General features: G+C 71.1%; 23 protein-coding genes and 16 pseudogenes. 19 read left to right on the top strand and 20 right to left on the bottom strand.

From position 1 onward, the window contains the following. Nucleotides 1-337 precede the first annotated feature (337 nt). The 5 genes and pseudogenes from RBJ77_RS30660 to RBJ77_RS30680 form a co-directional block, all read left to right on the top strand. Nucleotides 338-1,865: pseudogene (locus tag RBJ77_RS30660) on the top strand (TldD/PmbA family protein). Next, the gene (locus RBJ77_RS30665; protein WP_372347960.1) at nucleotides 1,862-2,335 is read left to right on the top strand and encodes a hypothetical protein; all 474 of its coding nucleotides are present in this window, start codon (nucleotides 1,862-1,864) and stop codon (nucleotides 2,333-2,335) included. Before RBJ77_RS30660 ends, RBJ77_RS30665 begins: the two are co-directional and overlap by 4 nt. 103 nt (nucleotides 2,336-2,438) lie before the next feature. After that, entirely contained in the window at nucleotides 2,439-2,594 is a 156-nt protein-coding gene (locus RBJ77_RS30670; RefSeq protein ID WP_372347961.1) for a hypothetical protein, read from the top strand. An 8-nt stretch (nucleotides 2,595-2,602) separates the two neighbouring features. Further along, complete coding sequence (locus RBJ77_RS30675) at nucleotides 2,603-3,052, top strand: metallopeptidase TldD-related protein (protein ID WP_372347981.1); 450 nt, start codon at nucleotides 2,603-2,605, stop codon at nucleotides 3,050-3,052. An 824-nt stretch (nucleotides 3,053-3,876) separates the two neighbouring features. Then, nucleotides 3,877-4,556, top strand: a pseudogene (locus RBJ77_RS30680) (tyrosine--tRNA ligase); the annotation flags it as partial. A gap of 172 nt (nucleotides 4,557-4,728) precedes the next feature. Here the strand turns inward: RBJ77_RS30680 and RBJ77_RS30685 are convergent. Further along, nucleotides 4,729-4,973 (bottom strand): annotated as a pseudogene (locus RBJ77_RS30685) (GlsB/YeaQ/YmgE family stress response membrane protein). A gap of 230 nt (nucleotides 4,974-5,203) precedes the next feature. Between RBJ77_RS30685 and RBJ77_RS30690 the strand changes: the two are divergent. Continuing rightward, a pseudogene (locus tag RBJ77_RS30690) lies at nucleotides 5,204-5,675 on the top strand (DUF3099 domain-containing protein). Between the two features lie 102 nt (nucleotides 5,676-5,777). Continuing rightward, nucleotides 5,778-6,008 (top strand): annotated as a pseudogene (locus RBJ77_RS30695) (hypothetical protein); the annotation flags it as partial. Nucleotides 6,009-6,029: 21 nt separating this feature from the next. Here RBJ77_RS30695 and moaA read toward each other — a convergent pair. The 6 genes and pseudogenes from moaA to RBJ77_RS30725 all read right to left on the bottom strand — a co-directional run bounded on the left by moaA (nucleotide 6,030) and on the right by RBJ77_RS30725 (nucleotide 9,191). Then, nucleotides 6,030-7,025 (bottom strand): annotated as a pseudogene (moaA, locus tag RBJ77_RS30700) (GTP 3',8-cyclase MoaA). A gap of 124 nt (nucleotides 7,026-7,149) precedes the next feature. Next, a complete protein-coding gene (locus tag RBJ77_RS30705) occupies nucleotides 7,150-7,281 on the bottom strand; it encodes a hypothetical protein (protein WP_372347962.1) in 132 nt (43 codons plus the stop codon). Between the two features lie 191 nt (nucleotides 7,282-7,472). After that, nucleotides 7,473-7,529: pseudogene (locus RBJ77_RS30710) on the bottom strand (hypothetical protein); the annotation flags it as partial. 96 nt (nucleotides 7,530-7,625) lie between these two features. Further along, nucleotides 7,626-8,477 (bottom strand): annotated as a pseudogene (locus RBJ77_RS30715) (hypothetical protein). Between the two features lie 64 nt (nucleotides 8,478-8,541). Next, nucleotides 8,542-8,823, bottom strand: a pseudogene (locus RBJ77_RS30720) (hypothetical protein); the annotation flags it as partial. Continuing rightward, nucleotides 8,820-9,191: pseudogene (locus RBJ77_RS30725) on the bottom strand (DUF485 domain-containing protein). The pseudogenes RBJ77_RS30725 and RBJ77_RS30720, both read right to left, overlap by 4 nt. 491 nt (nucleotides 9,192-9,682) lie before the next feature. Here RBJ77_RS30725 and RBJ77_RS30730 point away from each other — a divergent pair. From RBJ77_RS30730 to RBJ77_RS30775, 10 genes are all read left to right on the top strand, one after another. After that, the gene (locus RBJ77_RS30730) at nucleotides 9,683-10,030 is read left to right on the top strand and encodes a hypothetical protein (protein ID WP_372347963.1); all 348 of its coding nucleotides are present in this window, start codon (nucleotides 9,683-9,685) and stop codon (nucleotides 10,028-10,030) included. Beyond that, nucleotides 10,027-10,218: a S8 family serine peptidase gene (locus RBJ77_RS30735; protein WP_372347964.1), complete on the top strand. Its 192-nt coding sequence runs from the start codon at nucleotides 10,027-10,029 to the stop codon at nucleotides 10,216-10,218. The genes RBJ77_RS30730 and RBJ77_RS30735 overlap by 4 nt, the downstream gene beginning before the upstream one ends. Before the next feature lie 442 nt (nucleotides 10,219-10,660). Beyond that, complete coding sequence (locus RBJ77_RS30740) at nucleotides 10,661-11,137, top strand: S8 family serine peptidase (RefSeq protein ID WP_372347965.1); 477 nt, start codon at nucleotides 10,661-10,663, stop codon at nucleotides 11,135-11,137. 744 nt (nucleotides 11,138-11,881) lie between these two features. Beyond that, nucleotides 11,882-12,343, top strand: coding sequence for a hypothetical protein (locus RBJ77_RS30745; protein WP_372347966.1), 462 nt, complete (start codon nucleotides 11,882-11,884; stop codon nucleotides 12,341-12,343). Nucleotides 12,344-12,903: 560 nt separating this feature from the next. Further along, nucleotides 12,904-13,092, top strand: a complete 189-nt coding sequence (locus RBJ77_RS30750) for a hypothetical protein (RefSeq protein ID WP_372347967.1) — start codon at nucleotides 12,904-12,906, stop codon at nucleotides 13,090-13,092. 6 nt (nucleotides 13,093-13,098) lie between these two features. Continuing rightward, nucleotides 13,099-13,314 carry a S8 family serine peptidase gene (locus tag RBJ77_RS30755; RefSeq protein WP_372347968.1) on the top strand — a complete coding sequence of 72 codons (216 nt, stop codon included), beginning with the start codon at nucleotides 13,099-13,101 and terminating at the stop codon, nucleotides 13,312-13,314. A 904-nt stretch (nucleotides 13,315-14,218) separates the two neighbouring features. Next, nucleotides 14,219-14,809, top strand: a complete 591-nt coding sequence (locus RBJ77_RS30760; RefSeq protein ID WP_372347969.1) for a hypothetical protein — start codon at nucleotides 14,219-14,221, stop codon at nucleotides 14,807-14,809. A gap of 300 nt (nucleotides 14,810-15,109) precedes the next feature. After that, on the top strand, nucleotides 15,110-15,358 hold the full coding sequence (locus tag RBJ77_RS30765; RefSeq protein WP_372347970.1) for a hypothetical protein: 249 nt from the start codon (nucleotides 15,110-15,112) through the stop codon (nucleotides 15,356-15,358). A gap of 454 nt (nucleotides 15,359-15,812) precedes the next feature. Further along, nucleotides 15,813-16,079, top strand: a complete 267-nt coding sequence (locus RBJ77_RS30770; protein ID WP_372347971.1) for a hypothetical protein — start codon at nucleotides 15,813-15,815, stop codon at nucleotides 16,077-16,079. A gap of 167 nt (nucleotides 16,080-16,246) precedes the next feature. Beyond that, nucleotides 16,247-16,612, top strand: coding sequence for a hypothetical protein (locus tag RBJ77_RS30775; protein WP_372347972.1), 366 nt, complete (start codon nucleotides 16,247-16,249; stop codon nucleotides 16,610-16,612). A gap of 37 nt (nucleotides 16,613-16,649) precedes the next feature. Here the strand turns inward: RBJ77_RS30775 and RBJ77_RS30780 are convergent, their stop codons facing one another. From RBJ77_RS30780 to RBJ77_RS30840, 13 genes and pseudogenes are all read right to left on the bottom strand, one after another. Then, nucleotides 16,650-17,126, bottom strand: a complete 477-nt coding sequence (locus tag RBJ77_RS30780) for a zinc-binding dehydrogenase (RefSeq protein ID WP_372347973.1) — start codon at nucleotides 17,124-17,126, stop codon at nucleotides 16,650-16,652. A gap of 3 nt (nucleotides 17,127-17,129) precedes the next feature. Then, nucleotides 17,130-17,453 (bottom strand): hypothetical protein, encoded by a 324-nt coding sequence (locus tag RBJ77_RS30785; RefSeq protein WP_372347974.1) that lies wholly within the window; start codon nucleotides 17,451-17,453, stop codon nucleotides 17,130-17,132. A 231-nt stretch (nucleotides 17,454-17,684) separates the two neighbouring features. Further along, nucleotides 17,685-18,347: a lysoplasmalogenase family protein gene (locus RBJ77_RS30790; protein ID WP_372347975.1), complete on the bottom strand. Its 663-nt coding sequence runs from the start codon at nucleotides 18,345-18,347 to the stop codon at nucleotides 17,685-17,687. Beyond that, nucleotides 18,344-19,292: pseudogene (locus RBJ77_RS30795) on the bottom strand (sterol desaturase family protein). The gene RBJ77_RS30790 and the pseudogene RBJ77_RS30795 overlap by 4 nt, the downstream one beginning before the upstream one ends. Before the next feature lie 72 nt (nucleotides 19,293-19,364). Beyond that, nucleotides 19,365-20,087 (bottom strand): annotated as a pseudogene (locus RBJ77_RS30800) (VIT family protein). A 24-nt stretch (nucleotides 20,088-20,111) separates the two neighbouring features. Next, nucleotides 20,112-20,828 (bottom strand): amidohydrolase family protein, encoded by a 717-nt coding sequence (locus RBJ77_RS30805; RefSeq protein ID WP_372347982.1) that lies wholly within the window; start codon nucleotides 20,826-20,828, stop codon nucleotides 20,112-20,114. 25 nt (nucleotides 20,829-20,853) lie between these two features. Then, nucleotides 20,854-21,363: an amidohydrolase family protein gene (locus RBJ77_RS30810; RefSeq protein WP_372347976.1), complete on the bottom strand. Its 510-nt coding sequence runs from the start codon at nucleotides 21,361-21,363 to the stop codon at nucleotides 20,854-20,856. Next, the gene (locus RBJ77_RS30815) at nucleotides 21,360-21,578 is read right to left on the bottom strand and encodes a hypothetical protein (protein ID WP_372347977.1); all 219 of its coding nucleotides are present in this window, start codon (nucleotides 21,576-21,578) and stop codon (nucleotides 21,360-21,362) included. The genes RBJ77_RS30810 and RBJ77_RS30815 overlap by 4 nt, the downstream gene beginning before the upstream one ends. Before the next feature lie 443 nt (nucleotides 21,579-22,021). Next, nucleotides 22,022-22,345: a hypothetical protein gene (locus RBJ77_RS30820; protein ID WP_372347978.1), complete on the bottom strand. Its 324-nt coding sequence runs from the start codon at nucleotides 22,343-22,345 to the stop codon at nucleotides 22,022-22,024. 318 nt (nucleotides 22,346-22,663) lie between these two features. Continuing rightward, nucleotides 22,664-23,533 (bottom strand): annotated as a pseudogene (locus tag RBJ77_RS30825) (SDR family NAD(P)-dependent oxidoreductase); the annotation flags it as partial. Nucleotides 23,534-23,575: 42 nt separating this feature from the next. Then, complete coding sequence (locus RBJ77_RS30830; RefSeq protein WP_372347979.1) at nucleotides 23,576-23,815, bottom strand: hypothetical protein; 240 nt, start codon at nucleotides 23,813-23,815, stop codon at nucleotides 23,576-23,578. A gap of 89 nt (nucleotides 23,816-23,904) precedes the next feature. Beyond that, nucleotides 23,905-24,009, bottom strand: a pseudogene (locus tag RBJ77_RS30835) (acetoacetate decarboxylase family protein); the annotation flags it as partial. Nucleotides 24,010-24,021: 12 nt separating this feature from the next. Continuing rightward, complete coding sequence (locus RBJ77_RS30840) at nucleotides 24,022-24,309, bottom strand: hypothetical protein (protein ID WP_372347980.1); 288 nt, start codon at nucleotides 24,307-24,309, stop codon at nucleotides 24,022-24,024. A gap of 175 nt (nucleotides 24,310-24,484) precedes the next feature. On the opposite strand from RBJ77_RS30840, the pseudogene RBJ77_RS30845 reads away from it, so the two are divergent. Further along, nucleotides 24,485-25,079 (top strand): annotated as a pseudogene (locus tag RBJ77_RS30845) (TetR/AcrR family transcriptional regulator). 67 nt (nucleotides 25,080-25,146) lie between these two features. After that, nucleotides 25,147-26,218 (top strand): annotated as a pseudogene (locus RBJ77_RS30850) (DEDDh family exonuclease); the annotation flags it as partial.

Raw genomic sequence — 26,218 nt, forward strand, 5'->3', positions numbered from 1 at the left:
CGCGGTGGGCCACCTGAGCGGTACGTGATCGCGACCTGTCGCCCGCCTCGGCGGCGAATGCGCGGGCGATGGCGCGAGTGCCGATGCGGTTTCCTCCGGTGACGAGAACCGAGCGGCTCAACGGGATCACCCTTTCGATAGCGGTGGTGGTCCTCGAAACCCATCGGTACGACCCGCCCAAGGTACGGAGACCGACCACCGACAGTGGCGTACACGACCTCACTGTCGGGTCCCCACAGAAAGGTCTACCAGCGCACCCCGCCGCGCAGCATGATCCCATCGGGCTCGCCGGTGGCGAATTTCGAGCCAGGGAGACACTCGTGCCTCATACGATCGGATAGAAGCCTTCACGGCGCTCCCGCTGCGGGCCCTCGCCGACGCCGCGCTCGCGCCGGGCCCGCGCGCTGGGCGCCGAGCACGCACGGACCTCCGGTTTCGCGCGGGTGCGCAGCGCGGCGGGTTGCGGCTGCGGGACGCGAAGCCGTCGGGCTCGTCCGACACCACGGACCTGGGCTATGCGGTGCGGGTCGTCCCACGGCGGTACGTGGGGTTCGCCTCGGGCGTCGATCTCGACGATGGACGCGGCGGCGAAGCGAGTGGCGCCGCAGGCCGTAGGCGATGGCGAAGCTGAGTGCGCAGGTCACTCGCGGCGGCGGGCTCGGACGAGGAGCGGGTGGAGCTGGCCGCCGAAGCTCGGCGCGCGAGAAGACCGGTCTCCTCGCACGAGATCGACTTCTCCGTGCCGAGGAGGAGGGTCCAGGCTGCTCGCCGACTGGAGCGCAGGGCTGCTGCGGGCCGACTGGGTGTCCCACGTGGACGCCTCGCTGCTGTCGGTCCACGAGAACAAAAGTTCTACGCGGACACGGCCGAGCACGAGTCGCAGTGCAACGGCGCGTGCGGCTGCACCCCGCAGCTCACGGCCGTCGCCGTGGACGAGGTCGAGGCAACGAGTTCCGACTCCATGCGCACGATCGCGCCGCCGGTCGGGCGCGGGCTGGAAAGTACCCGACCGGCACCGGCTGGGACTGGGCGGAGCGAGCTCGCGCGGGATTCCCCGAGCTGCTGGCCGAGAAGATGCGGGCGCCGAGCGTGCGGGCGGGCTCCTACGACCTGGTCGTCGACCCGTCGAACCTGTGGCTGACCATCCACGAGTCGATCGGGCACGCCACCGAGCTGGACCGCGCGCTGGGCTACGAGGCGGCCTACGCGGGCACCTCCTTCGCCACGTTCGACCAGCTCGGCAAGCTCAAGTACGGCTCCCGAGATCATGAACGTGACCGGTGACCGCACCGCCGAGCACGGGGCTCGCCACCATCGGCTACGACGACGAGGGCGTGGCCGGGCAGTCTGGGACCTGGTGAAGGACGGGACCCTGGTGGGCTATCAACTCGACCGCCGGATCGCGAGGTTGACCGGGTTCGACCGGTCCAACGGATGCGCGTACGCCGACTCCCCGGGCACGTCCCGGTGCAGCGGATGGCCAACGTGTCGCTGCAGCCGGACCCCGGCGGACTGTCCACGGAGGACCTGATCGCGGGCGTCGACCGCGGGATCTACGTCGTGGGCGACCGGTCGTGGTCCATCGACATGCAGCGCTACAACTTCCAGTTCACCGGACAGCGCTTCTTCAAGATCGAGAACGGGCGGCTGGCCGGTCAGCTGCGGGACGTGGCGTACCAGGCGACGACCACCGACTTCTGGGGTTCGATGGCCGCGGTCGGCGGCCCGCAGACGTACGTCCTCGGTGGCGCCTTCAACTGCGGCAAGGCCCAGCCGGGCAGGTCGCGGCGGTCTCGCACGGCTGCCCGAGCGCCCTCTTCACGGGTGTCAACATCCTCAACACCACTCAGGAGGCGGGCCGATGAGCCCCCGTACGCCCGGGAACAAGCCGTACGAGATCGTCGAGCGCGCCCTGGAGCTGTCGCGGGCCGACGGCTGTGTCGTCATCGCCGACGAGACGTCCACCGCGAACCTGCGCTGGGCGGGCAACGCGCTGACGACGAACGGGGTCACGCGGGAGCCGCACCCTCACCGTGATCGCGACCGTCGACGGCAAGGAGGGGACGGCGACCGGTGTCGTGTCCCGGTCGGCGGTGACCGCCGACGACCTGGAGGCGCTGGTCAGGTCCGCCGAGGAGGCCGCCGCCAAGGCCGGGCCCGCGGAGGACGCGCAGCCGCTCGTCTCCGGCGTGCCGCACTCCGCCGACTCACGGACGCGCCCGCGGAGACGTCGTCGGCCGTCTTCAAGGACTTCGCGCCCGCGCTCGGCGAGGCGTTCGCGCGGGCCGGGGCGGGCGGGCGCGAGCTGTGCACGGGTTCGCCAACCACGAGCTGACGTCGAGCTACCTCGGCACGTCGGCGGGGCTGCGGCTGCGCCACGACCAGCCCAACGGGACGCTGGAGCTGAACGCCAAGTCGCCGGACCGCAGGCGCTCGGCGTGGGGCGGGGCGCTCGACGAGGACTCACGGACGTCGATCCGGCGGCGATGGACGCGGAGCTGGCGACGCGGCTCGGCTGGGCCGAGCGGCGGATCGAGCTGCCCGCCGGCCGGTACGAACGCTGCTGCCGCCGACCGCCGTCGCCGACCTGCTGATCTACCAGCTGTGGTCGGCGGGGGCGCGGGACGCCGCCGAGGGCCGGACCGTCTTCACGCAAGCCGGGCGGCGGCACCCGCGTCGGCGAGCGGCTGACCGGGCTGCCGCTGTCGCTGCGCAGCGATCCGCACGCGCCGGGCCTGGAGTCGGCGCGCCGTTCGTGCTCGCGCACGCCTCCGGGGACGACGCGTCCGTCGTCGACAACGGGCCGCCGCTCGGCGCGACCGAGTGGATCTCCGGCGGGGAGCTCCGGCACCTGACGACGACGCGGCACAGCGCGGGGCTGACCGGTCTCCCGGTCGCGCCCGCGGGCGACAACCTGATCCTGGACGGCGGCTCGGACACGTCGCTCGACGAGATGGTCGCCGCGACGGACCGCGGGCTGCTGCTGACCTGCCTCTGGTACATCCGCGAGGTCGATCCGGCGACGCTGCTGCTGACCGGTCTGACCCGATAATTTAAGAATCAGCCAGCGTCTGCCCGCCAGAACACAACAACTGCTCAACTGAGTCGTGCTCAACTAAACAAAACAGCAGTCGTCATCGCTAACATGCGAATGAAGACGCCGGCCCAGAGTAAGATCTGAATCATTATAAATGCGATGCGAACTGCACAAGCCCGATCTCCCATACCGAACATCATAATGTGTTATTCACCATCCGGTCGTCTGATAATCACAGTATCTCAACATTCGTTCAGAGAACAGAACTGGAATAACGATCGATCGCCCATTCATCCCGCATTGATCGCCCTGGTCACCTATTGAGATCGCTGATAATCTTCCAGATTTGTCCGTCGCAAATCATATTGGTATTTCAATCTGATCGTGCCGATATCCACAGTCAGTTTGTCTGAAAGCAGCACAGATCTCATGCTGGTCTGACCAACATGGTCAAACACCATGAGTCCTATTTAACACACGCTCACCAACTGATCCACAAAGAACCAGTGCTGACGGTGAATGCATCTAAACTCGCTGGAGAACTATCGCGTTAGCGCACAATGAACATCTGATCAAGCGTAGTTCCGACTTGAGAAACGCAACTAAGCTGACGATTGTTAACAACTGATTCAGAATCACTGGTATATAACCGTGTTGAAAATACGAGTTCAAAGACGGCGGCAATCTTCCGGTCGATGATTGTTACAGTATGAGATGTCCCCCAAGGCTCATCTGACGGTAAAGATCGAAGGCTCAGCATTGAGTTCACTGGTCAGATCCCCACAGTGGGTTCATCCAGTCCAGCAAATAGAGCACACGGTCAAATCCGCCGTCCACTTGGTGGTCGAACCCAGTGGGGCAACCTGACCTCGGGCACCGACCTGTCCACCAGTGCACCCGGAGGCCGGTGCACGCGATCGGCACGCCGCTGCTCACCAAGGCGGACGGCACCAGTTCGAGCAGGGCCGAGTCCGGCACCGTCCCGGCTGGACGGAGATGTGTCTCGCCGTACGCCTTCTACCAGTTCTGGCTGAACGCGGACGACCGGGACACTTCCAGTTCCTGCGCACCTTCTCCTTCGCGTCCGTGAGGAGATCGAGGGGCTGGAGCGGCAGACCGAGAACGACCGCCGTGGCCCGCCGCCCAGCGGGCGCTCGCCGAGGAGCTGACGACGCTGGTGCACGGCGCCGACCAGACGGCGGCCGTGATCGCGGCGTCGAAGGCGCTGTTCGGTCAGGGCGACGGGAACCTGGCGGACCTGGACGAGGCGATCGCTGGCCGCCGCCCCGTCCGAGCTGCCGAAGGTCGAGGTCGCCGAGCTCGGTCCGGTCGTCGACCTGTTCGCCGAGGTCGGTCTCGTCGCCAGCAAAGTCAGCCGCCCGGCGCACCATGAAGAGGCGGCGCCTACGTGAACAACGTCAAGGTCGCCGCCGAGGACGCCGTCCCGGCCGCGGACGACCTGCTGCACGGCCGCTGGCTGGTGCTGCGGCGCGGCAAGAAGAACCTGGCCGCGGTCGAGGCTCAGAGAGCGCCCAGCCGGGCCCGTCGCACCACGTCACGGTTCCCTCGCGCGCCCTTCCGGGTGCGGGAATCGGCCCGTCCGGGAGCCTGTCCGGGCCTGTCCGGGGCCTGTCCGGCGGATCGAGGCCGCGTCCGCCCTAGGCCTTCTTCTTGTTGCCGCGCAGCGCCGCTCACGCCATGTCGCCCACCCCGACCACGACCACGGCTCCGATCAGCTGGAGCAGATGGCGGGTCCAGTCGATGCCCCCGGTGTCGTTGACGCCGAGGCCGGTGTGCCGCCCAGTTGCCCAGGACGCTGCCGATGATGCCGAAGACGGTCGTCAGCCACAGCGGGATCTGCTGCCGCTCGGCAGGATCGCCTTCGCGATCAGGCCCAGTACGAAGCCTCCACGATGATCGCCCACAACCAAGTCATGACGTCGCCTCCTCATGCGGCGCGGAGGTGCGCGAAGTGCGACGCGCACGTGCGATCAGTCTCGGGCCGTACCCCGTACGGCGCATGTCGGGCACCCCGTACGCGGTACGGCGCAGGCCGTACGCCCGGGTCAGGCGCGCCCCGGTCTCGTAGTCGGCGCACCCCGGGCGTAACGTGGATGCCGGTCCGGGCCGGGGAGAGTCCGGCGAGCTGGCGGGTGGTGGAATGTGATGCGGAAGCAGAGCGACAACGGTGCGGCGCAGGTTTTCCGGATCACTGGAGCCCGGCAGGGCCCTGGCCGAGGACGTGCGGGGCAGGCAGCGCCGGTACGTCATCTCGATGGTGATCCGCACGCTCGCGGTGATCCTCACGGCCGTGCTGTGGAACGTGGAGCGGCACGTCGCCATCGTGACCCTGGTGTTCGGCGCCTTCCTCCCCCTATGTCGCGGTCGTGATCGCGAACGCCGGCCGGAGAACGCCGGGGCTGCCCTCGACCTTCGTGCCGGCCCCTCGCGACCCATGATCTCGCCCGCGCCGACGGCCGGTCCGGCGGAATCCGTCCCGGAGGACCCGGAGCTAGTCCGCGGGCCGCGCGGACACCGTCGGGGGCCGTCCGACCGCGCTCCGCGACCGGTACACAAAGCTCAAGAAAAGCTCAGATCAATCATGTTGTTCCGGTGCCGGGCGGCGGGTCCCGCGTGACATACTGCGTACGCGCTCCGCATCCCCGTCGGAGCGACGGACCGACGCCGGGCAGCTCGTGGCTGCTCGGCGTCGCCATTTCCGGGCGTCTAAGGTTGACGCGTGAATCTCGCGAACCTCTCCGAACCGTCCCCCGCCACCCGCAGTGCCCGCCAGGGCTGCCGTGCCGACGCGGTGTGGGTGCTCGCGTGGAACAGCGAAGCTGCACACGCCGGAGCGGCGCAAGACCTGGCTGGCCTGCGAGGAGCATCGCGAGCACCCGTCCAGTTCCTCGGCGTCCGCGGGTTCCTGAAGGACACCGTGCCGCTGGCGGAGTGGGACGCCCGCGAGAGCGGGACGCCGAGGAGTGGGGCGTCAGCCGCCGATCGCCGACATCGGGCGGTCGGGCTGCAGGAACGACGGGTCGTCCAGACCGGAGCCCGCCTTCTTGCCCCACATGGCGAGCTTCCAGATGCGGGCGATGTTCTCGTCGGTGCCGTCCGGGCCCTCGTCCTCAGCGCCGCCCGCAGGTCCGTCTCCTCGGTGGCGAACAGGCAGGTGCGGACCTGGCCGTCGGCGGTGAGGCGGGTGCGGTCGCAGGCCGAGCAGAACGGGCGGGTGACCGAGGCGATGACGCCGACGCGGTGCGGCCCGCCGTCCACGACCCAGCGCTCGGCCGGGGCGAGCCGCGCTCGTCGGAACCCTCGGGCGTGAGCTCGAAGCGCGTACGGAGCGAGGTCAGGATGTCGCCCGCGGTGATCATGCCGTCGCGCTTCCAGCCGTGCTGGGCGTCGAGGGGCATCTGCTCGATGAAGCGGAGCTCGTAGTCGTGGTCGACGGCCCAGGCGAGGAGGTCAGGGGGCCTCGTCCTCGTTCAGCCCCGGCATCAGGACCGAGTTGATCTTCACCGGGTGAGGCCCGCCTCGTGGGCGGCGGCCAGGGCCCTCGATGACGTCCTTGTGGCGGTCGCGGCGGGTCAGGGTCTTGAAGACGTCGGGGCGGAGCGTGTCCAGTGACACGTTCACCCGGTCGAGGCCCGCCGTCCTGAGCGCCTGTGCCGTGCGCTTGGAGCCCGATGCCGTTCGTCGTCAGGGATATCCTGGGGCGCGGCTCCAGGGCCGCGACGCGCTCGACGATGCGACCAGGCCGGGGCGCAGCAGGGGCTCGCCGCCGGTGAAGCGGATCTCGGTGATGCCGAGGTGGGTGACGGCGATGCGGACGAGGCGGACGATCTCGTCGTCCGTCAGCAGGTCCGGCTTGGCCAGCCACTGGAGCCCTCTTCGGGCATGCAGTAGGTGCAGCGGAGATTGCGCGGTCGGTGAGCGAGACCCGAAGGTCGGTGGCCACTCGGCCGTAGGTGTCGATGAGCACGTGGGCCCCCTCCCATTGCCTGTCTGCTTGTCTCTGTCGCCTCGTGGTCCGAGCCTACGTGACGCGTCTGACAGCGCGGCAGGCCTGTGATCCACGATGCGTGCCGCGCCCCCGTCGTAGAGAGCTACCAGCGGTCTACGGCGGGGCGCAGCAGCGAGTCCGACGTGGGCTCGGTGCCCGTGAGGGAGCGCACTTCCAGCTCCGCGTACTTGCCCTTGTCGGCCTTCTCCCTTGGCCATGTAGGTGCCGATGACACCCAGCAGGAAGCCGATCGGGATCGAGCATGATGCCCGGGTTCTCCAGCGGGAACCAGTGGAAGTCGACGCCCTTGAGACATCGACGTCTTCGGGTTGCCGGAGACGACGGGCAAAAGAGGACGAGGAAGACGGCCGAGAAGAGGCCGCCGTAGATCGACCACAGCGCTCCGTTGGTGTTGAAGCGCTTCCAGAAGAGGCTGTACAGGACCGTCGGCAGGTTGGCGGAGGCGGCGACCGCGAAGGCCAGTGGGCGACCAGGCCGGCGACGCTTTCAGGTGCGGGCGAGCGCGCCGAGGTCGATCGAGACGATGCCGATGAAGAGCGGTGGCCCAGCGGGCGGCCTTCATCTCCTGCTTCTCGTCCGCCTTCCCCCTTCTTGATGACGTTCGCGTAGATGTCGTGCGCGAAGGGAGGAGGACGAGAAGTGAGGGATCAGGCCCGTGATCGACGGCGAGGATCGTCGCGAAGGCGACCGCCGAGATCGAGGCGAGCAGGACTCGCGCCCCAGTTGGAGTCGGTGCCGCCGAGGTGGAGGGCGAGCAGCGGTGCGGCCGTGTTGCCCGCCGGGTTCGACGCGATGATCTCGGCCGGCTTGATGAGGGGCGGCGGCGCCGAAGCCGAGCGCGATCGTCATCAGGTAGAAGGCGCCGATGATGCCGATGGCCCAGTTGACCGACTTACGGGCGCCTTGGCGGTCGGCACCGTGTAAGCGGATCAGGATGTGCGGCAGTCCGGCGGTGCCGAGGACGAGCGCGATGCCCAGCGAGATGAAGTCGATCTTCGACGTGGACGTGGCGCCGTACTTGAGCCCGGCCCAGGAACGCCGCGCCCTTGCCGCTGTTCTCCGCGGCCGTGCCGAGCAGGTCGGAGACGTTGAAGTCGAACTTCAGCGAGGACCAGGAAGGTAGAGCAGGATGGCGCCGGCGATCAGCAGGACGGCCTTGACCATCTGCACCCAGGTGGTGCCCTTCATGCCGCCGATCGTGACGTACACGATCATCAGGACGCCGACGAGCGCGACGATGAGGATCTTGCCCGCGTCCGAGGGTGATGCCGAGCAGCAGCGAGACCAGGGACACCGGCGCCCGCCATCTGCGCGAGCAGGTAGAAGATCGAGACGACGATCGTCGAGGGTGCCGGCTGCGCGGTGCGGACCGGGCGCTGGCGCATGCGGTAGCGCGAGCACGTCGCCCATCGTGTAGGCGGCCGGAGTTGCGCAGCGGCTCGGCGACCAGGAGGAGCGCCACCAGCCAGGCGACCAGGAAGCCGATCGAGTAGAGGAAGCCGTCGTACCCGAAGAGGGCGATGGCGCCGGCGATGCCGAGGAACGACGGCGGACATGTAGTCGCCGGAGACCGCGAGGCCGTTCTGGAAGGCGGTGAACTGGCGGCCGCCCGCGTAGAAGTCGGAGGCGCTCTTGGTCTGGCGGCCGGCCCAGACCGTGATGACGAGCGCTCGCGAGGACGAAGACCGCGAACAGACTGATGATCAGCGGCCGGTGCCGCTGGCCTCGCCGGCGGCGAGGGTGATGCGGGGCTCATGCGCCGCCCTCCATACGGGACTTGATGGCCTCGGCCTTGGGGTCGAGCTTCGCGGCGGAGTACCGCGAGTACCACCAGGCGATGAGGAACGTGGTGAGGAACTGGGCGAGGCCGAGGATCAGGGCGACGTTGATGTTGCCGAAGACCTTGGTGCCCATGAAGTCGCCCGCGTAGTTCGACAGCAGGACGTAGACCAGGTACCAGGCGATGAACGCGATGGTGAGCGGGAAGGCGAACGAGCGGTGCGCGTGGCGCAGCTCGCCGAACTCCCTCGCTCTGCTGCACCTCGATGAACTCCTCGGTGGAGGGGCAGCGCCAGACGGTCGTCGGGGCTGCCCCTGGGGTGGTGGTGGTGCGTCGGTGGCCACGGAGTCTCCTCGTGATGCGGGTGCTGTCGGGGACGGGGTGCCGGTCATTGGGCGAACCTCTCACAGTGACGTGGATCACGTGGGCCGGGTCGCGATGGTAGGGAGCTCTCCGGCGTGATCCAACAGGTCGGATCGTGCGCGTACCCCCTGCACAACGTCACGGGGACACGCGCGCGGCGGTTCAACTCCCTGCTTTCTTTCGGAACTCGTTGATGACCTGCAGGGGACTAGAGATACGTTCACACCGCACCACGCGTCATGTACCTGCCCGAGCACCATTCGTGTTCGGGCTTTTCCGTATTCGCCCCATACGACGGATGATGTGGAGATCCCATGGCTCATCTGCCTGCCAGACGCCGCATGGCCCCTCGCCCTGCCGATCGGCATCGCGCTGACGGCCTCCTTCGGCTTCCTGCCGTCCGCGAGCGCCACCGCCCCTGCCGACTCCCCCCGCCGCCACGGCCGGTTCGGCGTCCTCGCTCGCGTACGTCGTGAACACGCGCAGCACCGACGCCCGCACCATCGCCTCCGTGAGCAGGGCGATATCCGCGGCGGGCGGCTCCATAGTCGAGACGTACGCGAAGATCGGCGTCTTCGTCGTCCACTCGTCGAACGCCGACTTCGGCAAGCAGATCCGCGCGACGAAGGGCGTGGCTACCGCGGGCGCCACCCGTACCGCGCCGCTCAGCCTGGCCGGCACCACCGACGAGGGTGCCGTCCAGAAGCTCTCAGGCCGACGCGAAGGCCGTCGCCGCGCAGGCGACGCCCGGCCAGGGAGCCGCTCGAGGCCGACCAGTGGGACCTGCGGGCGATCGGCGCTGACAAGGCCGCGACGGTGAACCCGGGCAGCAAGAAGGTCACCGTCGGCGTCATCGACACCGGTGTGGACGACACCCACCCCGACCTCGCGCCGAACTTCTCCGCCTCCCAGTCGGCCAGCTGCGTCGGCGGCAAGGCGGACACCTCGCCGGGCGCCCTGGCGGCCCGCGAACCCCGAGCACTACCACGGCACGCACGTCGCCGGTGAGATCGCGGCCGCGCGCAACGGCGTCGGCGTCGCGGCGTCGCCCCGGGCGTGAAGCGTCGCGGGCATCAAGGTGGCCGACCCGGTCAGCGAGCTGTTCTACCCGGAGAGCGTCGTGTGCGCCTTCGTGTTCGCCGCCGACCACGGGCATCGAGGTCACGAACAACAGCTATTACGTGGACCCGTGGATGGACAAACCGTGCATGGACGACCCCGACCAGCGGGCCATCGTCGACGCGGTGAACCGGGCCCAGCTGTACGCCCAGAAGAAGGGCACCCTGAGCTTCGCCTCCGCGGGCAACTCCAACCACGACCTGGACCCGACGCGATCCTCGACGACTCCAGCCCGGACGACTCGACCGCGGTGGAGCGCACCATCAACCCGCACATTCTGCTTCGACGTGCCGACCCAGCTCCCCGGGCGTCGTCACGGTCAGCTCGACCGGTGTCACCAAGTCCAAGGCGTACTACTCCAGTTACGGGCAACGGCGTTATCGACATCGCGGCGCCGGGCGGCGACAAGCTGCAGATCCCGGCCGACACCCCGTCGAAGAACGGCCGCATCCTGTCGACCATGCCGGGCGGCGAGTACGGCTGGCTGCAGGGCACGTCGATGGCGTCGCCGCACGCCGCCGGTGTCGCCGCGCCCTCAAGTCGACGCACCCGAAGGCCACGCCGGGCCCAGCTGCAGGCGCTGATGAAGGCGCAGGCCGACGAGGAGTCCGCCCGGCCTGCGTACGACGGTGACGGCGACGGCGTCGTGGACGCCACCTGCGAGGGCGGCAAGCGCAACGGCTTCTACGGCTACGGCATCGTCGACGCGCTCAAGGCCGTCAAGAAGCGAGTCCCCGGCAGAAGTCCCGTCCGCTGGACCGCGCCGCCGCCGCGTCCGGCTCGCCGCTGGCGTCCGCGCTCGCGGTGATGCCGAACGCGGTGGCCGCCGACGCGCCCGTCGCGGCCGACGGTCCGCCGCTCAGCTATGCCGCCAACGTCCGTGCGGGTACGGACGTCGGCGGCCGTGCAGGAGATCGGCCGGGCGGGCGAGCGTCGTCATCGCCTCACGACCGGATCGGCGTCATCGTCGCCCACTCGAAGAACCGGACTTCTGGGAAGACCATCCGCGCGGGTGCGCGGTGCGCGGTGAGCGCGGGCGCGACCTGCAGCCGTGCGTACACTGCCGCGTCCGCGACGGACTTTAGATCGGGACGACGCAGGCGCTGAGCGCCGCCCAGGTCGCCCGGGCGTCGGGCCCGCCGCCGCGGGTCAGAGCTTCGCTGGGAGCCCAACCAGTAGTGGACTGATGCGGCATGATCGGCGCTTCTGACCGCGCCAACGCGATCGAGGACGCGGCCGGTTTAGCGACGGTCGGTGTCACCGCGTACCGACCGGCGCGTCGATCGACGCACCCGACCCTGGCGCCGAACTTTCCGCCGGCGCAGTCCGCGAACTGCGTGGGCGGGCAAGCCGGACGCGTCGTGCTGCCTGGCGCCCGCTGTCCGAGCCGCCAGCCGCCGACTTCACGGCACGCACGTGGGAGCGGGCACGATCGCCGCCGCCCGCAACGGCATCGGTGGCTTGCAGTCGCGCCGGGCGTGCTAGCTCGCCGCGATCAAGCACGACCCGGGCGATCCAGATCTTCACACGGAGTCCGTCGTCTGCGGCTTTCGTGTGGGCGGCCGACCACGGCATCGACGTCACCAACAACAGCTACTACTCCGACCCCTGGTACATGAACTGCGTGACCGACGCCGACCAGAAGGCCCTGGTCGACTCGATCAGCCGGGCCATCCGGTACGCGCGGGACAAGGGTGTCACTGAGCGTGGCGAGCGCCCACAACTTTCAACGACGACCTGCATGTCGGACTCGGTGGTCGACACCTCGCCCGTCCTGACAACCAGCACGCCCGTGAGCACACGTCAGATCCGTCCGAGTGCCCGATCGCGCCGGGAGATGCTGCCGGGGATCGCGATGGGTGTCGTCGGTGGGCGTCACCCAGCAGAGGCCTACTACTCCAACTGCGGCAACGGCGTCATCGACGTGCAGGCCCCCGGCGGCGACAGCCGCACCCGCCGACACCCTGGACAAGAACGGGGCGGGTCCGACGTTCTGGCGGCGGCTGGGAGCTAGCAGGGCACTTCGATGCCGCCCCGCACGTGACGGGGCGTCATCGCGCTGCTCAAGTCCGGGCATCCGAAAGCGACTCCGGGTCAGCTGGAGGCGCTGCTGAAGAAGCAGGCCGACGAGCAGACGTGCCCGGCCTCGTACGACGGTGACGGCGACGGGGTCGTCGACGCGGTCTGCGAGGGCGGCCGGCAAAGCACAACGGCTTCTACGGAAACGGCATCGTCAACGCGCTCCAGGCCGTGACGAAGTAAGGGATTCACCTATGAAAATCGCGTCTCATACGGGCCCTTCACCCGGCGGGATCTCGCCATGGCGTCGGCGCTCGCGGTGATGGCGAACGCGGTGGCGCCGCCGACGCGTCGTCGCCACGGACGCGCGCGCAGCTCAGCTACGCCGTCAACGTCCGTTCCGGGCAGGGGCAATTCGGCCGGGATCCGGCAGGCGATCGGCAAGGCCGGCGGCTCCGTCGTCATCGCGGCAAACGACAAGATCAGCGTCCTCGTCGTCCACTCGAGAACGGACTTCGCACGACGATCTGACCGCGCACGGCGTCGAGTCGGCCGGTGCCACGCGCGACCGGCGCCGCTGGCGCGCAGTCCAGCGACGACATCGCCACGGAGAAGGTGCTGACCGCCGCCGAGGCGGAGAGGCGCCGCCGCGGCGGCGAGCGGCGCAGGACCCGCTGGAGCCGTTGCGGTGGGACCGCCCGCCATCAAAGGCGGACCGGGCCCACCGAGAAGTCGCTGCGGTAGCTCGGCGTGACTGTCGGCGTTGGACTCGGCGTCGACGACACCCACCCGGACATCGCGCCGAACTCGACCGGCAGGCGTCGGCCAGCTGTCTGGGCGGCGTGCCGGTGCAAGGACGACGCGTGGCGTCCGGTGGCGGGCGAGTCCGACCACGGCATGCACGCGGCGGGCACCATCGCCGCCGCGAAAAGAACGGCGTCGGCGTCGGTGTCGCGCCGGGCGTGAAGGTGGCGAGCCTGAAGGTACGAGCCGGCCACCCAGCATGTGCGAGCCACGGAGGCCGTGGTCTGGTGGCTTCATGTGGGCGGCCGACCACGGCGTGGACGTCACCAACTCCAGCTACCACACCGACCCGTGGGCTGTTCAACTGCAAGACGGACGCCGACCAGAAGGCGCTGTCACGGCCGTCACCCGGGCCACGCAGTACGCCGAGCGCAAAGGGCGCGGTGAACGTGGCGGCGGCCGGCAACGCCGAGACGGACCTCGCGCAGGACCAGATCGTCGACGACTCGTCGCCGGACGACACGAACCCGGTCACGCGGACGATCAACACCAAGGACTGCTTCGACATCCCGTCGCAGCTGCCGGGTGTGGTGACCAGTCTCTGGCGACCGGCGCCAGCGGGCATCAAGGCGTCGTACTCTCGAACTGGGGCAAGAAAGCGTCGTCGACATCGCGGCGCCGGGCGGCGACAGCACCGCGTACAGACGCCCGCCCCGCCGGCCACCAGCGGACTGGATCTCTGTCGACGCTGCCGCGGCGCAGTACGGCCACGCGCGACGCCGATGGCGCCGCCGCACGTCGCGGGTGTCGCCGCGCTCATCAAGTCGACGCACCTGCACGCCTCGGCCGCCCAGGTCCGAGGCGCTGCCGGTACGGGGAGGCTGACGCGACGCCGTGCACCGACCCGTACGACATCGACGGCGACGGCACCGTCGACGCGGTGTGCGTGGGCAGCAAGAACAAGAACAGCTTTACGGTTCCGGTACGGCCGACGCGCTGGACGCGACGACCAGTAGTGGGTTCCCTGACGGGGTCGAGTGGCGCACGCCACTCGGCCCCGTCTCCGTGCGCGGCCCCGTGCTGGGCGATAGTGCCCGCATGACACACGCACCCGACACCGCTCCGTGTGGCAGGCGCTCGGCGGCGACCCCGCCCTCTGCGCATCGCGTACCGCACGCGCGCGGACGCGCTGCCCGCCCGGCTTCCTGTCGTCGAACTGGCCCGCGCCTGTGTGGGCGCCTGCGCGCTGGCCGGCGCGGGAGTGGACCGCCGCGCGCACCGGGCGGCCGGTTCCCGCGGTAACCGTCGACGACGCCGCCCTCGACACCCGCGTTCACCAGTGAGCGGCACCTCATCGACGGGCGCGCCCCGGTCAACTTCGCGCCCCCTGTCCCGCTTCTGGCGCACCGCGGACGGCTGGCTGCGCACCCTACGCGAACTATCCGCACCACCGCGCGCGCGGCTGCGCACGGCGCTCGGCGTCGGCGACGACGCGACGGTGGACGAGGTGTGGCGGCGCTGCTCGCCGGGCGGTCGGCGTACGAGGTCGAGGGAGACGGTGCACGCGGCCGGCGGGCTGGCCGTGGCGCTGCGCACGCCCGCGCAGTGGGCGGCGCATCCGCAGGGCGCGGCGGTCGCGCAACGGCCGCTGCTGACCCGGGAGTCGGTGGGCGATGGCGACCCGCGCGCTCGGTGGCGCGGCCGGTGCGGGTCCTGACCTGACCGCGGGTCGCGGGTCCGGTCGCCACGCGGACGCTCGCGCTGCTCGGCGCGGACGTGCTGCGGTGGACGCGCCGCAGTTGCCGGAGGACGGACGCGCACGCCATGGGCGCGGTCTGGGGCGGTCGACGCGAGCGTCGATCCGACGGACGGCGTCGACCGGCGCACCTTCAGGGAACTGCTCTGCCGGGGCCGACGTGGTGGTCACGGGCTACCGGCCGGGCGCCCTCGACCGGTACCCGCTGGGCCCTGCGCCGAGAGCGCTCGTGGGAGCGGCGTCCAGGGTCGTGGTGGCGCAGTGGTCGGCGTGGGGCGCGTACGGCCGGGCGGGCAGCGGCGCGGCTTCGACAGTCCGGTGCAGGTGGCGTCGGGCATCGCCGCGATCGAGGGGTCGCCGGCCGCGCCGGGCGCGCTGCCCGCGCAGGCCCTCGACCACGGCACGCTGGTACCTGATCGCGGCGGCGGTGCTGCGCTCGCTCACCGAGCAGGCGACGCGGGGCGGTTCGCGTGCTGCGGTTCGCGCTGGCGCAGACGGCCGGGTGGCTGACGGCCGGGTGAGCGAGCGGCGACCTCGCGGCGGGCGGGCGCTCTAGTCGACAGCCGACGTGTGGGCGCTGCGGCACGCCGCTGCCGGTGTCGTTCGACGGCGGCCACCACCGGCTGCAGCCGCCGGGGGTGTGGGGGCACGGACGAGGCGGCGTGGCGCTGAGCACCGAGCGATCGGACGGCTTTGCGCCAGTTGTTCCTCTGCACTGCCACCGGCCTGCGCCCACTGGTGAAGATCCAGTGGTGAGCTCGATACCACCCACCACCGACATGCCCGCGGCGCCGGCGCGACGCCGCGCGCTGGCCGCAGACCCTGTCGGCGCCGGGCGCGCCGTCGCCGCCGTCGTGCTCGTCGCCGCCGCGACCTTCGTCCCGATGTTCGCCGCTGGGCGGCGCTCGACGGCACGCGAGGCCGCGGCGCCCATGCGTCAGCGGATCGGGCGCTGCTGCGGACGGTGCGTTCGCGGCGCTGCGTGCAGCTGGGCGAGGCGTTCGCCGGGTTCCTCGCCCGCCGGGTGGCCGGCTCAGGCGGTGCGCGCACCTGGTCGCCGTACGCGCACGGGTGGGTTTCGTGGCGGCCCTCGGCCTGGCCTCCGTGGTGGCGCGGGGAACCTGATCCCGCACGGCGTCGGCGACCTCGACATCGGCGGCCTCTCTACGGGACGCGCGACGGCACCCTCGCCCTCCTGGAGGTCAACGCCTTCCTGGTGGCGGCCCTGTAGCGCCCGCTCGCGCCGCCCGGACACCGCCCTGCGCCGCTGGCGGCCGTGGTCGTCGCGGAGGCGCTGCGCGCCCATCCGCCGGCCGAGGACACCGCGCTCGTCGGGTCGGGGCTCACCCTCGTCCATATCTGACGTGCGCCGCGCCGGGGCGGGCGGATCTGCTGTACGTGCTGCGCGCCCTGCGCCAGTGGCGGCGGACCGCGCTCGAGGCGGGCACGGCGCTGCTCGGCCGCTACGCGCGCGTGGCTCGCGGTGCTGCTCGCCGCGATCACCGCGACGGGGTGTGCAGCACGCTGCGCCGGATGCCGCCGGGCACGGTCCTCGACCAGCTGACGACGACCGCCTGCGGGCGCACGCTGCTGGCGAAGGTGCCTCGTGGCGGTCGTCGCAGCGCTCGCCCTCGCCGCCAGGTTCCGGCTGCGCGGCCCGGGACCGTACGGCCGCACGCGCCTCGCGCGCGGAGGTCGTGGTCCCGCGTCGTGGTGGCGGTGTCGGCGGTGCTGACGGCGCTGCCGCTGCCGATCCGCCGGTGATGTGGCCCGGGCCCGCCGTCGCTGGTGACGAGGACCTTCAGGGCGGTGCGCTCGTCCATCGCCTTGTGCCGCCGGGCACGCCCTCGATGCCGACCGTCAGTCGTCGAAGACGGGCGAGCGGGTCGATGGTGCCGTCCAGGACGTCGGGCAGCAGCTCGGGATGTAGGTGCGCATCGGGGCGACGCCGCCGCGCAGCGCGATGTTCCGGTCGAACATGACGCCCAGGTCGAGGCCGGTGCCAGCTGCCGTGCGGGACGCCGACGAAGCCGATGGCGCCGCCGTCCCGGGTGATGTCGACCGCGGTCTTCATGGACTGCTCGGTGCCGACGGCCTCGATCAGGGCGTGCGCGCCCTGGCCTTTGGTGAGGGCGCGGATCGCCTGTACGGCCGCGTCGCCGCGCTCGGCGACGACGTCCGTGGCGCCGAAGCGGCGGGCGATGTCGGTACGGGCCTGCGGCGGCCGAGCGCGATGATCCGCTCGGCGCCGAGCCGCTTGGCCGCGAGGACGCCGCACAGCTCACCCGCGCCGTCGCCCACGACGGCGACGGTCGAGCCCGGGCGCACGCCCGCGCCGAGGGCCGCGTGGTGGCCGCGTGCCCATGACGTCGGAGAGCGTCAGCAGGGCGGACAGCAGGTCGTCGGACGCGGCGTCGGCCGGCAGCTGCACGAGCGTGCCGTCGGCGTGCTGGACGCGCACGGCCTCGCCCCCTGCCCCGCCGTCGTAGCCGACCGAGCCCCAGAAGCCGCCGTGCTCGCAGGACGTGGTGAGGCCCGCGGCAGTAGTCGCACACGCCGTCCGACCACGAGCGACCACCAGGTCGCCGCGCCGGACGCCGGTCACCTCGGAGCCGGTCTCCTCGACGAGCCGAGGAACCGTGCCCGATGCGCTGGCTGGGCTCGCGCTTGGCTCGCCCCGGTAGGGCTCACAGGTCGCTGCCGCAGACGCACGCGCAGGACGCGCACGACGGCGTCCGTGGGCAGGACGACGAGCGGGTCGGGACGATCCTCCACCCGCGTGTCGAATCGGGCGTGGATGGTGGTGGCGCGCATGCGGGTGTTTCTCAGGTGTTGCTCAGAGAGGGCTTGCGCCGGGTTTCGGCGCGCATGTCACGGCACGCCGCCCAGGGCGCCCCGCTCGAGGGCGCGCCCGCACCAGCAGGAACCGCGCCGCCACGTAGGTGAGCATCACCCAGAAGTCGGACTGCGGCAGCGCTGGCCAGTCGGCGACGCCCATGGCGATGAGCGAGCCGGAGACAGGAAAGAGCGCGCCGCCGACGCTCGCCACCGGGCCGAGCCGGGCCGCCCCGAACGCCATGCAGGTCAGCAGCATCGCCAGACGGCGACCGGCACCGCATGCGCGGCCGGCAGGTCCGGCCAGAGCGAGGCGACGGTCGAGCGAGCACCACGGCACGACGCCGAGCATCGAGCCGCGCGGGAGCGGCGTCCCCTGACGTCGGAAGAGGACCAGATAGCAGACGTACCCGGCGGCGAAGTGCCCATTCCGGGCGAGGAAACGCGGCGTCCTGGTCGAAGAGGGAGCAGGACGTCGCCGCCCCCACCTGGAACAGCAGGGCGCCGCACAGAGCTGGTCCGCCGCCGCGACGGCGTACGCGAGGAGGGCGGGCATCAGCAGCGGCTTGAGGACGGTGTGCGCGACGTCGACGCCGGCCAGCAGCGACAAGGTCGGCGGCGCACAGGGCGAGGAAGGCGGTGCGCAGGACGCGGGGAGGTTCACGCGGCGCCCCCGGCAACCTTCGCCGGGCCGTTCCGCGGCACCCGTCTCGCCGGCCGTCTCGTCCGCCTTCTCGCGGCCTTCTGCTCGTCCTGCGGCGCGCCTCCCGGGCCGGGCTGCCGCCAGCCAGGGCCCTGGAAGACTCGTCCGGCCCGCTCGCCCCAACTGTCGGCCGTCTTCAGGTCCCCTAGCGGCGCGCACCTGTGGTGGCCACGCGCAGCGGGTTGTAGGTGGTGATGTTCTTGGTGAGTCCGAAGACGCGCTGCTCGACCTCGGCCGCCCACGAGCCGAAGAGCCGGGTCCCACACGATCAGGATCCCCGCCGGAGTTCTGGTCCAGGTAGCCGCCCTGGAGGCGTGGCAAGACCCAGGTGGTGGAGGGCGTGTTGAAGACGAACTCCAGCGGCCTGGGCAGCTTTGTCGATGCGCTCGGTGTGGATCCAGAACCGGTACACGAGGTTGACCTGACGAGCAGAACGCGAGCGCCGCCGGGTGCACGCCGCACGCGATCAGCGGGGCAGGTAGAACGGCCACGAGGTGAGGCTCGTCCAGGGCTGGCGCAGCGCGGTGGAGAGGTTGAACTTACGGCTGGAGTGGTGCACCACGTGGCAGGCCCACAGGATGTGGATGACGTGGCACGCGGTGCGACCAGTAGTAGAAGAAGTCCTGGCCGAGCAGCATCAGCGGGATCGTCCACCACAGCACGGGCACGCGCAGCGGCGTCAGTTCGTAGACCGCCGTGTAGATCGCGACGATCGGGATCTTCCACAGGAAGTCGAAGAAGAGGCTCCCGAGCCCCATGGTGATGCTGGTCGTCGCGTCCCTTGGCCTCGTACCCGGCATCGTCCTCGTCGGGATGGATGCGTACGGACACGATCTCGATGACCGTGAGCAGCACGAAGGCGGGTATCGACCACAGCACGACATCGGGCAGGTTCGGCGACGACATGCGAGCACGGTAAGGGCAGGTGACGGGCGTCGGCTAGGGGTTGTTACCGACAAGTATTACCGGCGGTAGGCGTCAGACACCCGCAGCCCCCAGCAACGACCCCGCCGCGTACGTGACGGCCATCGCCAGTGCTCCCCCGCCCACGTTCCGGAGCATCGCGGGGCGGACGGCGGAGCTGCCCGTGCGGGCGCTGGCCCAGCCCGTGAACGCGAGCGCCACCAGGACCGAGCCGACCGTGACCGGGAGGCGCAGGCCGGTGGGCGGCAGGACGATGGCGAGCAGCGGCAGCAGGGCGCCCGCCGTGAAGGCGAGGAAGCTGGCCCACGCCGCGTGCCAGGGGGTTGGTAGAGGGCGTCGGGGTCGATCCCGAGCTCCACGCGCGCGTGGGCGCGCAGGGCGTCGCGCGCGGTGAGCTGCTCGGCGGCCTCCTGGCGACCTCGCGGCTGAGGCCGCGCTGCTCCAACAGGCCGGTGAGTTCCCGGAGTTCGGCCTCGGGATCCGCTGCAAGCTCCCGGCGCTCGGCGGCGAGCGCGGCCTTCTCGGAGTCGCGCTGCGTGGACACGGACACGTACTCGCCCGCGGCCATGGACATCGATCCGGCGAGCAGCCGCCAGTCCGGCCGTCAGCAGGGCGGAGCGGTCGTCGGTGGCCCCCGGCGACACCGACGACGAGGCCCGCGGTGGAGACCACGCCGTCGTTGGCGCCGAGGACGGCGGCGCGCAGCCAGTTCAGCCGCGCGCCGAGCCCGCCGCCGTGGGCCTCGTCGTGGGTGTTCTCACGGGTGGGTTCGGTCACGGGGCGAGCATGGCAGCCGTCGCGTCACCAGACCCGTACCGACCCTCCCGTCGCGAACACCGGACTGGTCGCGTCCGCGGGCGGCTCCTTGAGCGGCTCGTCGAGTTCGGCGACGGTCGGGCCGACGCGGGCCGCGATCGGGTCGAGGAGGTCGAGGTCGAAGCCGTAGACCCGGGCGGTGTTGCCGCCGACCATCGCGGCGATCTCCTCGCGCGGCAGCCCCGCGTACGCGATGCGCAGGCCCTCGCGCGTGTACGGGTAGGTGCCTTCGTCGTGCGGGTAGTCGCTGCCCCACATGATCTTGTCGAGGCCGATCCGGTCACGCAGCGGCACTTCGTGCGGGCGCATGAAGCTCGCGCCCACGTAGCAGTTCTCGCGCCACACGGTGGAGGGGCCCTTGCCCATCGACTCGGCGAGCCCCGCGCCGAACTTGGACTCGGCGGTCTGCGCCGTCGAGGCCGTCGCCTTCGTCGCGGCGGCCACCAGGCGCCCGTGGTAGTAGTCCAGCATGTCCAGGACGCCGGGGATCCAGCCCGAGCCCTGCTCGGTGAGGACCAGCTTCAGGTCCGGGTGCTGCGGAAGGCGCCGCCGAAGACGAGGTGCCACAGGGCGCGGTGCGAGAACCACGTCGTCTCGACCATGAAGACGGCGCGGGCCGCCGGTTCGTCGCCGAGCGGCGGGGACGCCGAGCCCGCGTGGTGGTTGACCGGCACGCCGGAGTTCGGCGCAGACCCGCCAGATCGGGTCGTACGCGGCGGAGTAGAGCTCAGGGGAGGCCGGAGCCGGGCGGGGTGCCGGGGAGCAGCAGGCCGCCCTTCAGGCCCGCCCCGGCCGCCCAGCGGATCTCCTTGACCGCCTCGTCGACGTCGTTGAGGAGGATCTGGAACACGCCCGCCCTGCGTCCCGGGGCGGCGGCGCAGAAGTCCGCGAGCCACCGGTTGTGGGCCCGCAGCCCGGCCCAGCGCTGCTCGAACTCCTCGCGGCTGGGCGCGGGAGCCATCAGCGAGGCCGACGGGAAGAACGGCGGGATGGTGTTGGGGAAGACGACCTCGGCGACGATGCCGTCCCGCTCCAGCTCGGCGATGCGCCGGTCGGAGTTCCAGTTGCGGTCGGCGGTGTCGGCGAGGAGGTCCTCGTACGGGTTCACGTACGTGGCCGCCCACGCGTCAGAACGCGTCGTGGTGCCCGGACCCAAGTAGGGCTTGTAGTCGAGGAGGTCGGCGCCCGCGTGGCAGTCCGCGGAGATGACCGTGTAGCGCTCTTCAGGTGCGGTCATGGAGTCACCCAAGCGTCGGGAAGTCGGTCGGTCAGCCAGTGCCGGCCCACCTCGCGCGAGCGCGCCCAGGACGCTTCCACGGCGCTCTGGTCGGCGTCCTGGCCGAGGTCGGCCGGGGTCGGACCGACGCGCTGCGCGAGCGGGCGAGTTTCCCGGTGTCGAAGCCGAACACCCTCGGCCGCGGCCAGGCCCAGCATGCGGCGGGTCTCCGCCACCGGGATGTCGTGGGAAGGTCTTCTTCAGCCAGCGCGCGCGTGTCGGGCCACGTCCCCTCGGGGTGCAGGAAGTCGCTGCCCCACAGGATGTTGTCGACGCCGATCTCGTAGCGCTGGGCGAGTTCGCGGCGCTTGGTGTTGGTGGCGCAGACGAAGATCTGCCGGTCGAGGTACCGTGCGGCGGGCGCTTCAGCTCGGCGAACGGGGAGAGCTTCTTGCCGCCGTGGGCGCCCAGGTAGAAGACGGTCCGCCCGGACCACAGCAGGTTGGGCAGCCACCCAGCAGCCCGGCTCGGCGACGCCGAACTCAGCCCCGGATGCGCTCGAAGACGCCCCGACCACAACATGAACCACAAAGGGGCGGGCGGGCCACCAGGTCGCTTCACTTACGTAGATGCCGAGGTGGTCGCCGTACTCGTGGCGCAGCGCCGCCCCCGGAATGCGTCACCACAGGCATCGCATCGGCGGCCGCCGCCCGTCAGGGTCGTAACGACGTGCGTGGTACGGGTCCTTGTCGACCCACATCGACGGGGCATCATCAGGGCGCCGAGCCCCGACTCCTTGGCGCGCGTGCACTTCGGCGACGACCTTGTCCGGATCGGCCGTGATCGGCAACAGGGCGACACCACAGTGCCGTTCGGGGTTCTGCACGAACTCGGCGAGCCAGCGGTTGTGCGCCTGGGCGCCGGCCATGCCGAGCTCGGGGTCCTGGTCACCGGAGAGGCCGAGCCTCGACACCGAACGGCGCCGCCGCCCTGACTCGTCCACGGCGTCCGCGCCGGGAAGACGACCTCGGCGGCCACGCCGTCGCCGTCGAGCCTTGAGGCGCTGCGCGGCGTCCCAGCCGCCGCGCAGTCCCTCCTCGTTGTCGGCGAACCACTTCGCGGCGAAGGCGCCGTTGCGGATGCCGAGCCGCGTCGCCTCTCACGGCGCTTGTCGCTCTGCCGAGGAACTGGTCGAAGGCGCGATGGAAACGGCTGTCCAGATAGGGCCGGTACTCCTCGGTGGGCAGTCCGGCGTGGCAGTCGAGGAGATGATCAGGTACGGGTCCTGGTTGCTCATCGTGCGTACCCCCTCGGGGAGTCGGTCGAGAATGAAGCTCTCCAGGTAGGCCGGGTTCGCCCGGTCCAGCATCGACTGCGAGCGCGCCCTGATCTGCCGGTCGCTATGCTCGCTCTCCGGGAAGCGCCAGAACCGGTCGGCCGCGATGCCGTCGGCGACGAGCTCGGCCACCTGCTCCACGGGCGTAACTCGACCTCCGCCCGCCGCCTTCATGGCGGCCTCCACTGGTCGAGGCTGCGGTACGGCGTCCTGCGGGGCGCCCTTGGCGAACCGGTCGGGCCGGTTGCGGTGCGACCCCACAGGCCGGTGCGCAGCATGTGGGGGCCCGAAGAGGACTGAGGCGTCACGCGCGTGCTCCCGCCTTCAGATGGGCGTCACAGCGACTCCGTCATCGCGACCACGGCCGCCTGCGCAGCGCAGCGGAGGCCGTCGGCAGCGGGCGATGCCGCCGTCCCCGGAGGACGTGTTGACGACGTGGCCGGCCTCGCCGCCCGCGATCATGCGCGGTACGAACGCTCTGGACGCCGTGGAAGACGCCCCACACGTTGACGTCGAACGCCCACTTCAGTCGTTGATGCAGCTCCCACATGCGGCCCTCGGCGCCGGAGCCGACGCCCGCGTTAGCTGCACAGCACGTGGCACGCGCCGAACGTGGCGTAGCGTGTCCCTCGGCGAGCGCCATGACCTGCCGCGCTCGCCGACGTCGACTCACGCGCGCGTGCACGGTCGCCCCGATCCGCCCGCAGCCGCGGCCGCGGCCTCCAGGGGCGCCCTTCTCGACGTCGGCGAGGACCACCTTGAGGCCACCGGCGGCGAACCGCCGGGCCACTCGCGAGCCCGATGCCGCTCGCCGCGCCCGTGACGACGCGCGACCTGTCCCTCCGTCAGCTCCATGTCACACGCTCTCGGGCGGCCGTCGAGGATCTGCTGGGGTCGTCAGCGCTGGTGGATGTACGGGAGAGGGCCTGGGCGCTGACCCGCCGGCGACCCGGCCCTTCTGGTCGGTGGTCTTCTCGCCGATGGTGATCTCGACCAGGTGCGCACGGGCAGGGTCGGCGACGGGTCGTACATCGACTCGCGCAGGACGACGTCGCCGGTGACCGCCTCCAGCTTCCTGACCTTCTCGTTGCGCAGGTGCACGAGGACCGGGTCCGCGTCGAAGCCCGACCCGTCCACGGCCGGCAGGAACTTAGGCGAAGTCCGTCTTCTGCGTCGGTTCGCAGCGGCAGGCTGCCGCCGACCGCGCCGCGCACCTCCACGAACGCGATGCCGTGCCGGGCGAGCGCGGCCCGCACCACGAGCCCGTCGCGCTCGACGGTGACCTCGCCGAGCTTCTTGGGCTCGCCGAAGACCTCACGGCCGCCGATCAGCCCGCTCGTGCGTCATCGGCATGACGAGCGGATACCAGCCGGCCACTCCCCGTGCTCGGCGGCGACGGCCACGGACCCGGCACCCAGCAGCAGCCCGGCAGGTCGACCTTGCTGATGTTGGCCCGCACCAGGGGCGGGCGGTGGGCATGAGCGGCGGCGGGAGCGCCGCGGCCACCGCGTCGGGTCGGACTCCCACACGGCGACCACGCCGGTGGACCAGATGTCGGGGAGCTTGCTGCTCGCTGTGCGCGCGGCGGTGATCTCCGCCTCGGTGCGCGCTCCGTACCGTACGCGTGCCATGTCGTGCCGCCCTTCTCGAAACCGGTGATGGCTTTCCAGGAGGTCGTTCGCGAGGCGCCTGTAACACAGTTACACCGACGTCGATGAAGGGTAGAAAGACACGTGCACGTACGGAGTCGGCGACCGGTCGTCGAGGGGCGAGGAAGATGGCACGCGACCGCTCACCCGGGACGAGGTGCTCGCGACCGCCGCGGAGCTGGTCAAGCAGCACGGCCCCGAGGCGCCGACCAGGCGCATAGCTCGCCGCCGAGCTGGGCACGGCGGTCACCTCGATCTACTGGCACGTCGGCAATCGCGAGTCCCTGCTCGACGCCTCGTGGAGCGCACCGTCGCCGACCTCGGCGCGATCCGTGCGCGCGGCGCCGGCCCGGCCGAGCGGATCGTCTCCGTCGCGCGGGCGCTGCGCCGGCAGCTGCGCGCCCATCCGCATCTGGTGGCGATGGTGCACGAGCGCGGCCTGACCGAGCGGATGTTCCCTGCCCGCGCAGCGCACGCTGGTGCACGAGGTGCACGCGGCCGGACTGCAGGGCGCCCCGCGCCGCCGAGGCCGTCCGGGCGGTGCAGTTCCAGGTCGTCGGATTTGTCCTGATCGAGGCGGAATCATGAGCAGGGCTCACGGTAGCGGCCGGGCGAGGAGGAGCTGTGGGACGCCGCGACCGCCGAGGACGACGCGGCGCTGGCCCGCGCTCGCCGGACCGGTCGATCCCGACCGGCTCTTCACCCTGTCCGTGCGCGCGCTGGTCAAGTCACTCCTGGAACCGGGCACTTGACCCGGACGGGCGGTCGAGGGCGGGCGGCGACCGAGAGTGTCAGTGACGGCCCGTATCCTCAGGGACCATGCTCGAAGACCGCCCGACGCCAGCGTCCGCAGCCCCCTGGCCGATCGCGTACCCGCAGGGATACGCGGTCGTCGACGTGGAGACCACCGGCCTCTCCAGGGACGACCGGATAATCTCCGCTGCCGTCTACCGGCTCGACGCGCAGGGGCGAGGTCCAGGACCACTGGTACACGCTGGTCAGCGGAGCGCGATCCCGGCCCGGTGTGGATCCACGGCCTGGCGACGGACGTGCTCGAAGGGGCGCCGCTGTTCCCGGAGATCGCCGAGGAGTTCGCCGCGCGTCCTCGACGGCCGCGTCCCTGGTCGCGCACAACGCGGTCTTCGACTGGTCGATGATCGCCCGTGAGTACGCCCGCGCGCAGCGCATCGCCCCGGTCCGCCAGCGGCTGTGCACCATCGCACTCTCCAAGGAGCTGGGCCTGCCGCTGCCCAACCACAAGCTGGAGTCGCTCGCGCGCACTTCGGGGTCGTGCAGGAGCGCGCGCACCACGCGCTGGACGACGCACGCGTGCTCGCGGAGGCGTTCCGCCCGAGCCTGCGCGCGGCCGCGGCGGCGTAATGTGCGGCTGCCGCTCCTGGAGTGCAGGCCGCTCACCGAGTGGACCGACGGCGCATCAGGGGCGGTGCCGCGCCAGCCGCAGTCGTCGTACCGGCGGCGGGGCCGGGTCCCTGGCGCCCCTCGCGCAAGCGGCCCGCCTGCCCGTACCCGAACCCCGGCCGTTACAGACCGGGCAAACCGCTCAAGCAGGGCATGCGGGTCGCCTTCTCCGGCGACACGTCCGTGGAGCAGGGAGTTGCTGGAGGACCAGGGCCGTCGAGGCGGGGCTGCACGTGGCGACGCAGCCTGTCGCGGCTGACGAGCCTGCTCGTGACCCAACGACCCCGACTCGTGCACGTCGAGCGGCGTGAAGGCAGAAGCAGTTCAGGACGCCGGTGGTGGACGAGGCGGCGTTCGGGCAGCTGTTGCGGGACGTGGCGCCCGCGGGAGAGGGCCTGAGCGCGGACGATCCGGACGGACGGCCGGTACGGACGACCGGTACGGACGACCGAGTACGGACGACCGAGGGCCG

This window comes from Streptomyces sp. KL116D, assembly GCF_030766975.1.
GTDB classification, from domain to species: Bacteria; Actinomycetota; Actinomycetes; order Streptomycetales; family Streptomycetaceae; genus Streptomyces; species Streptomyces longispororuber_A.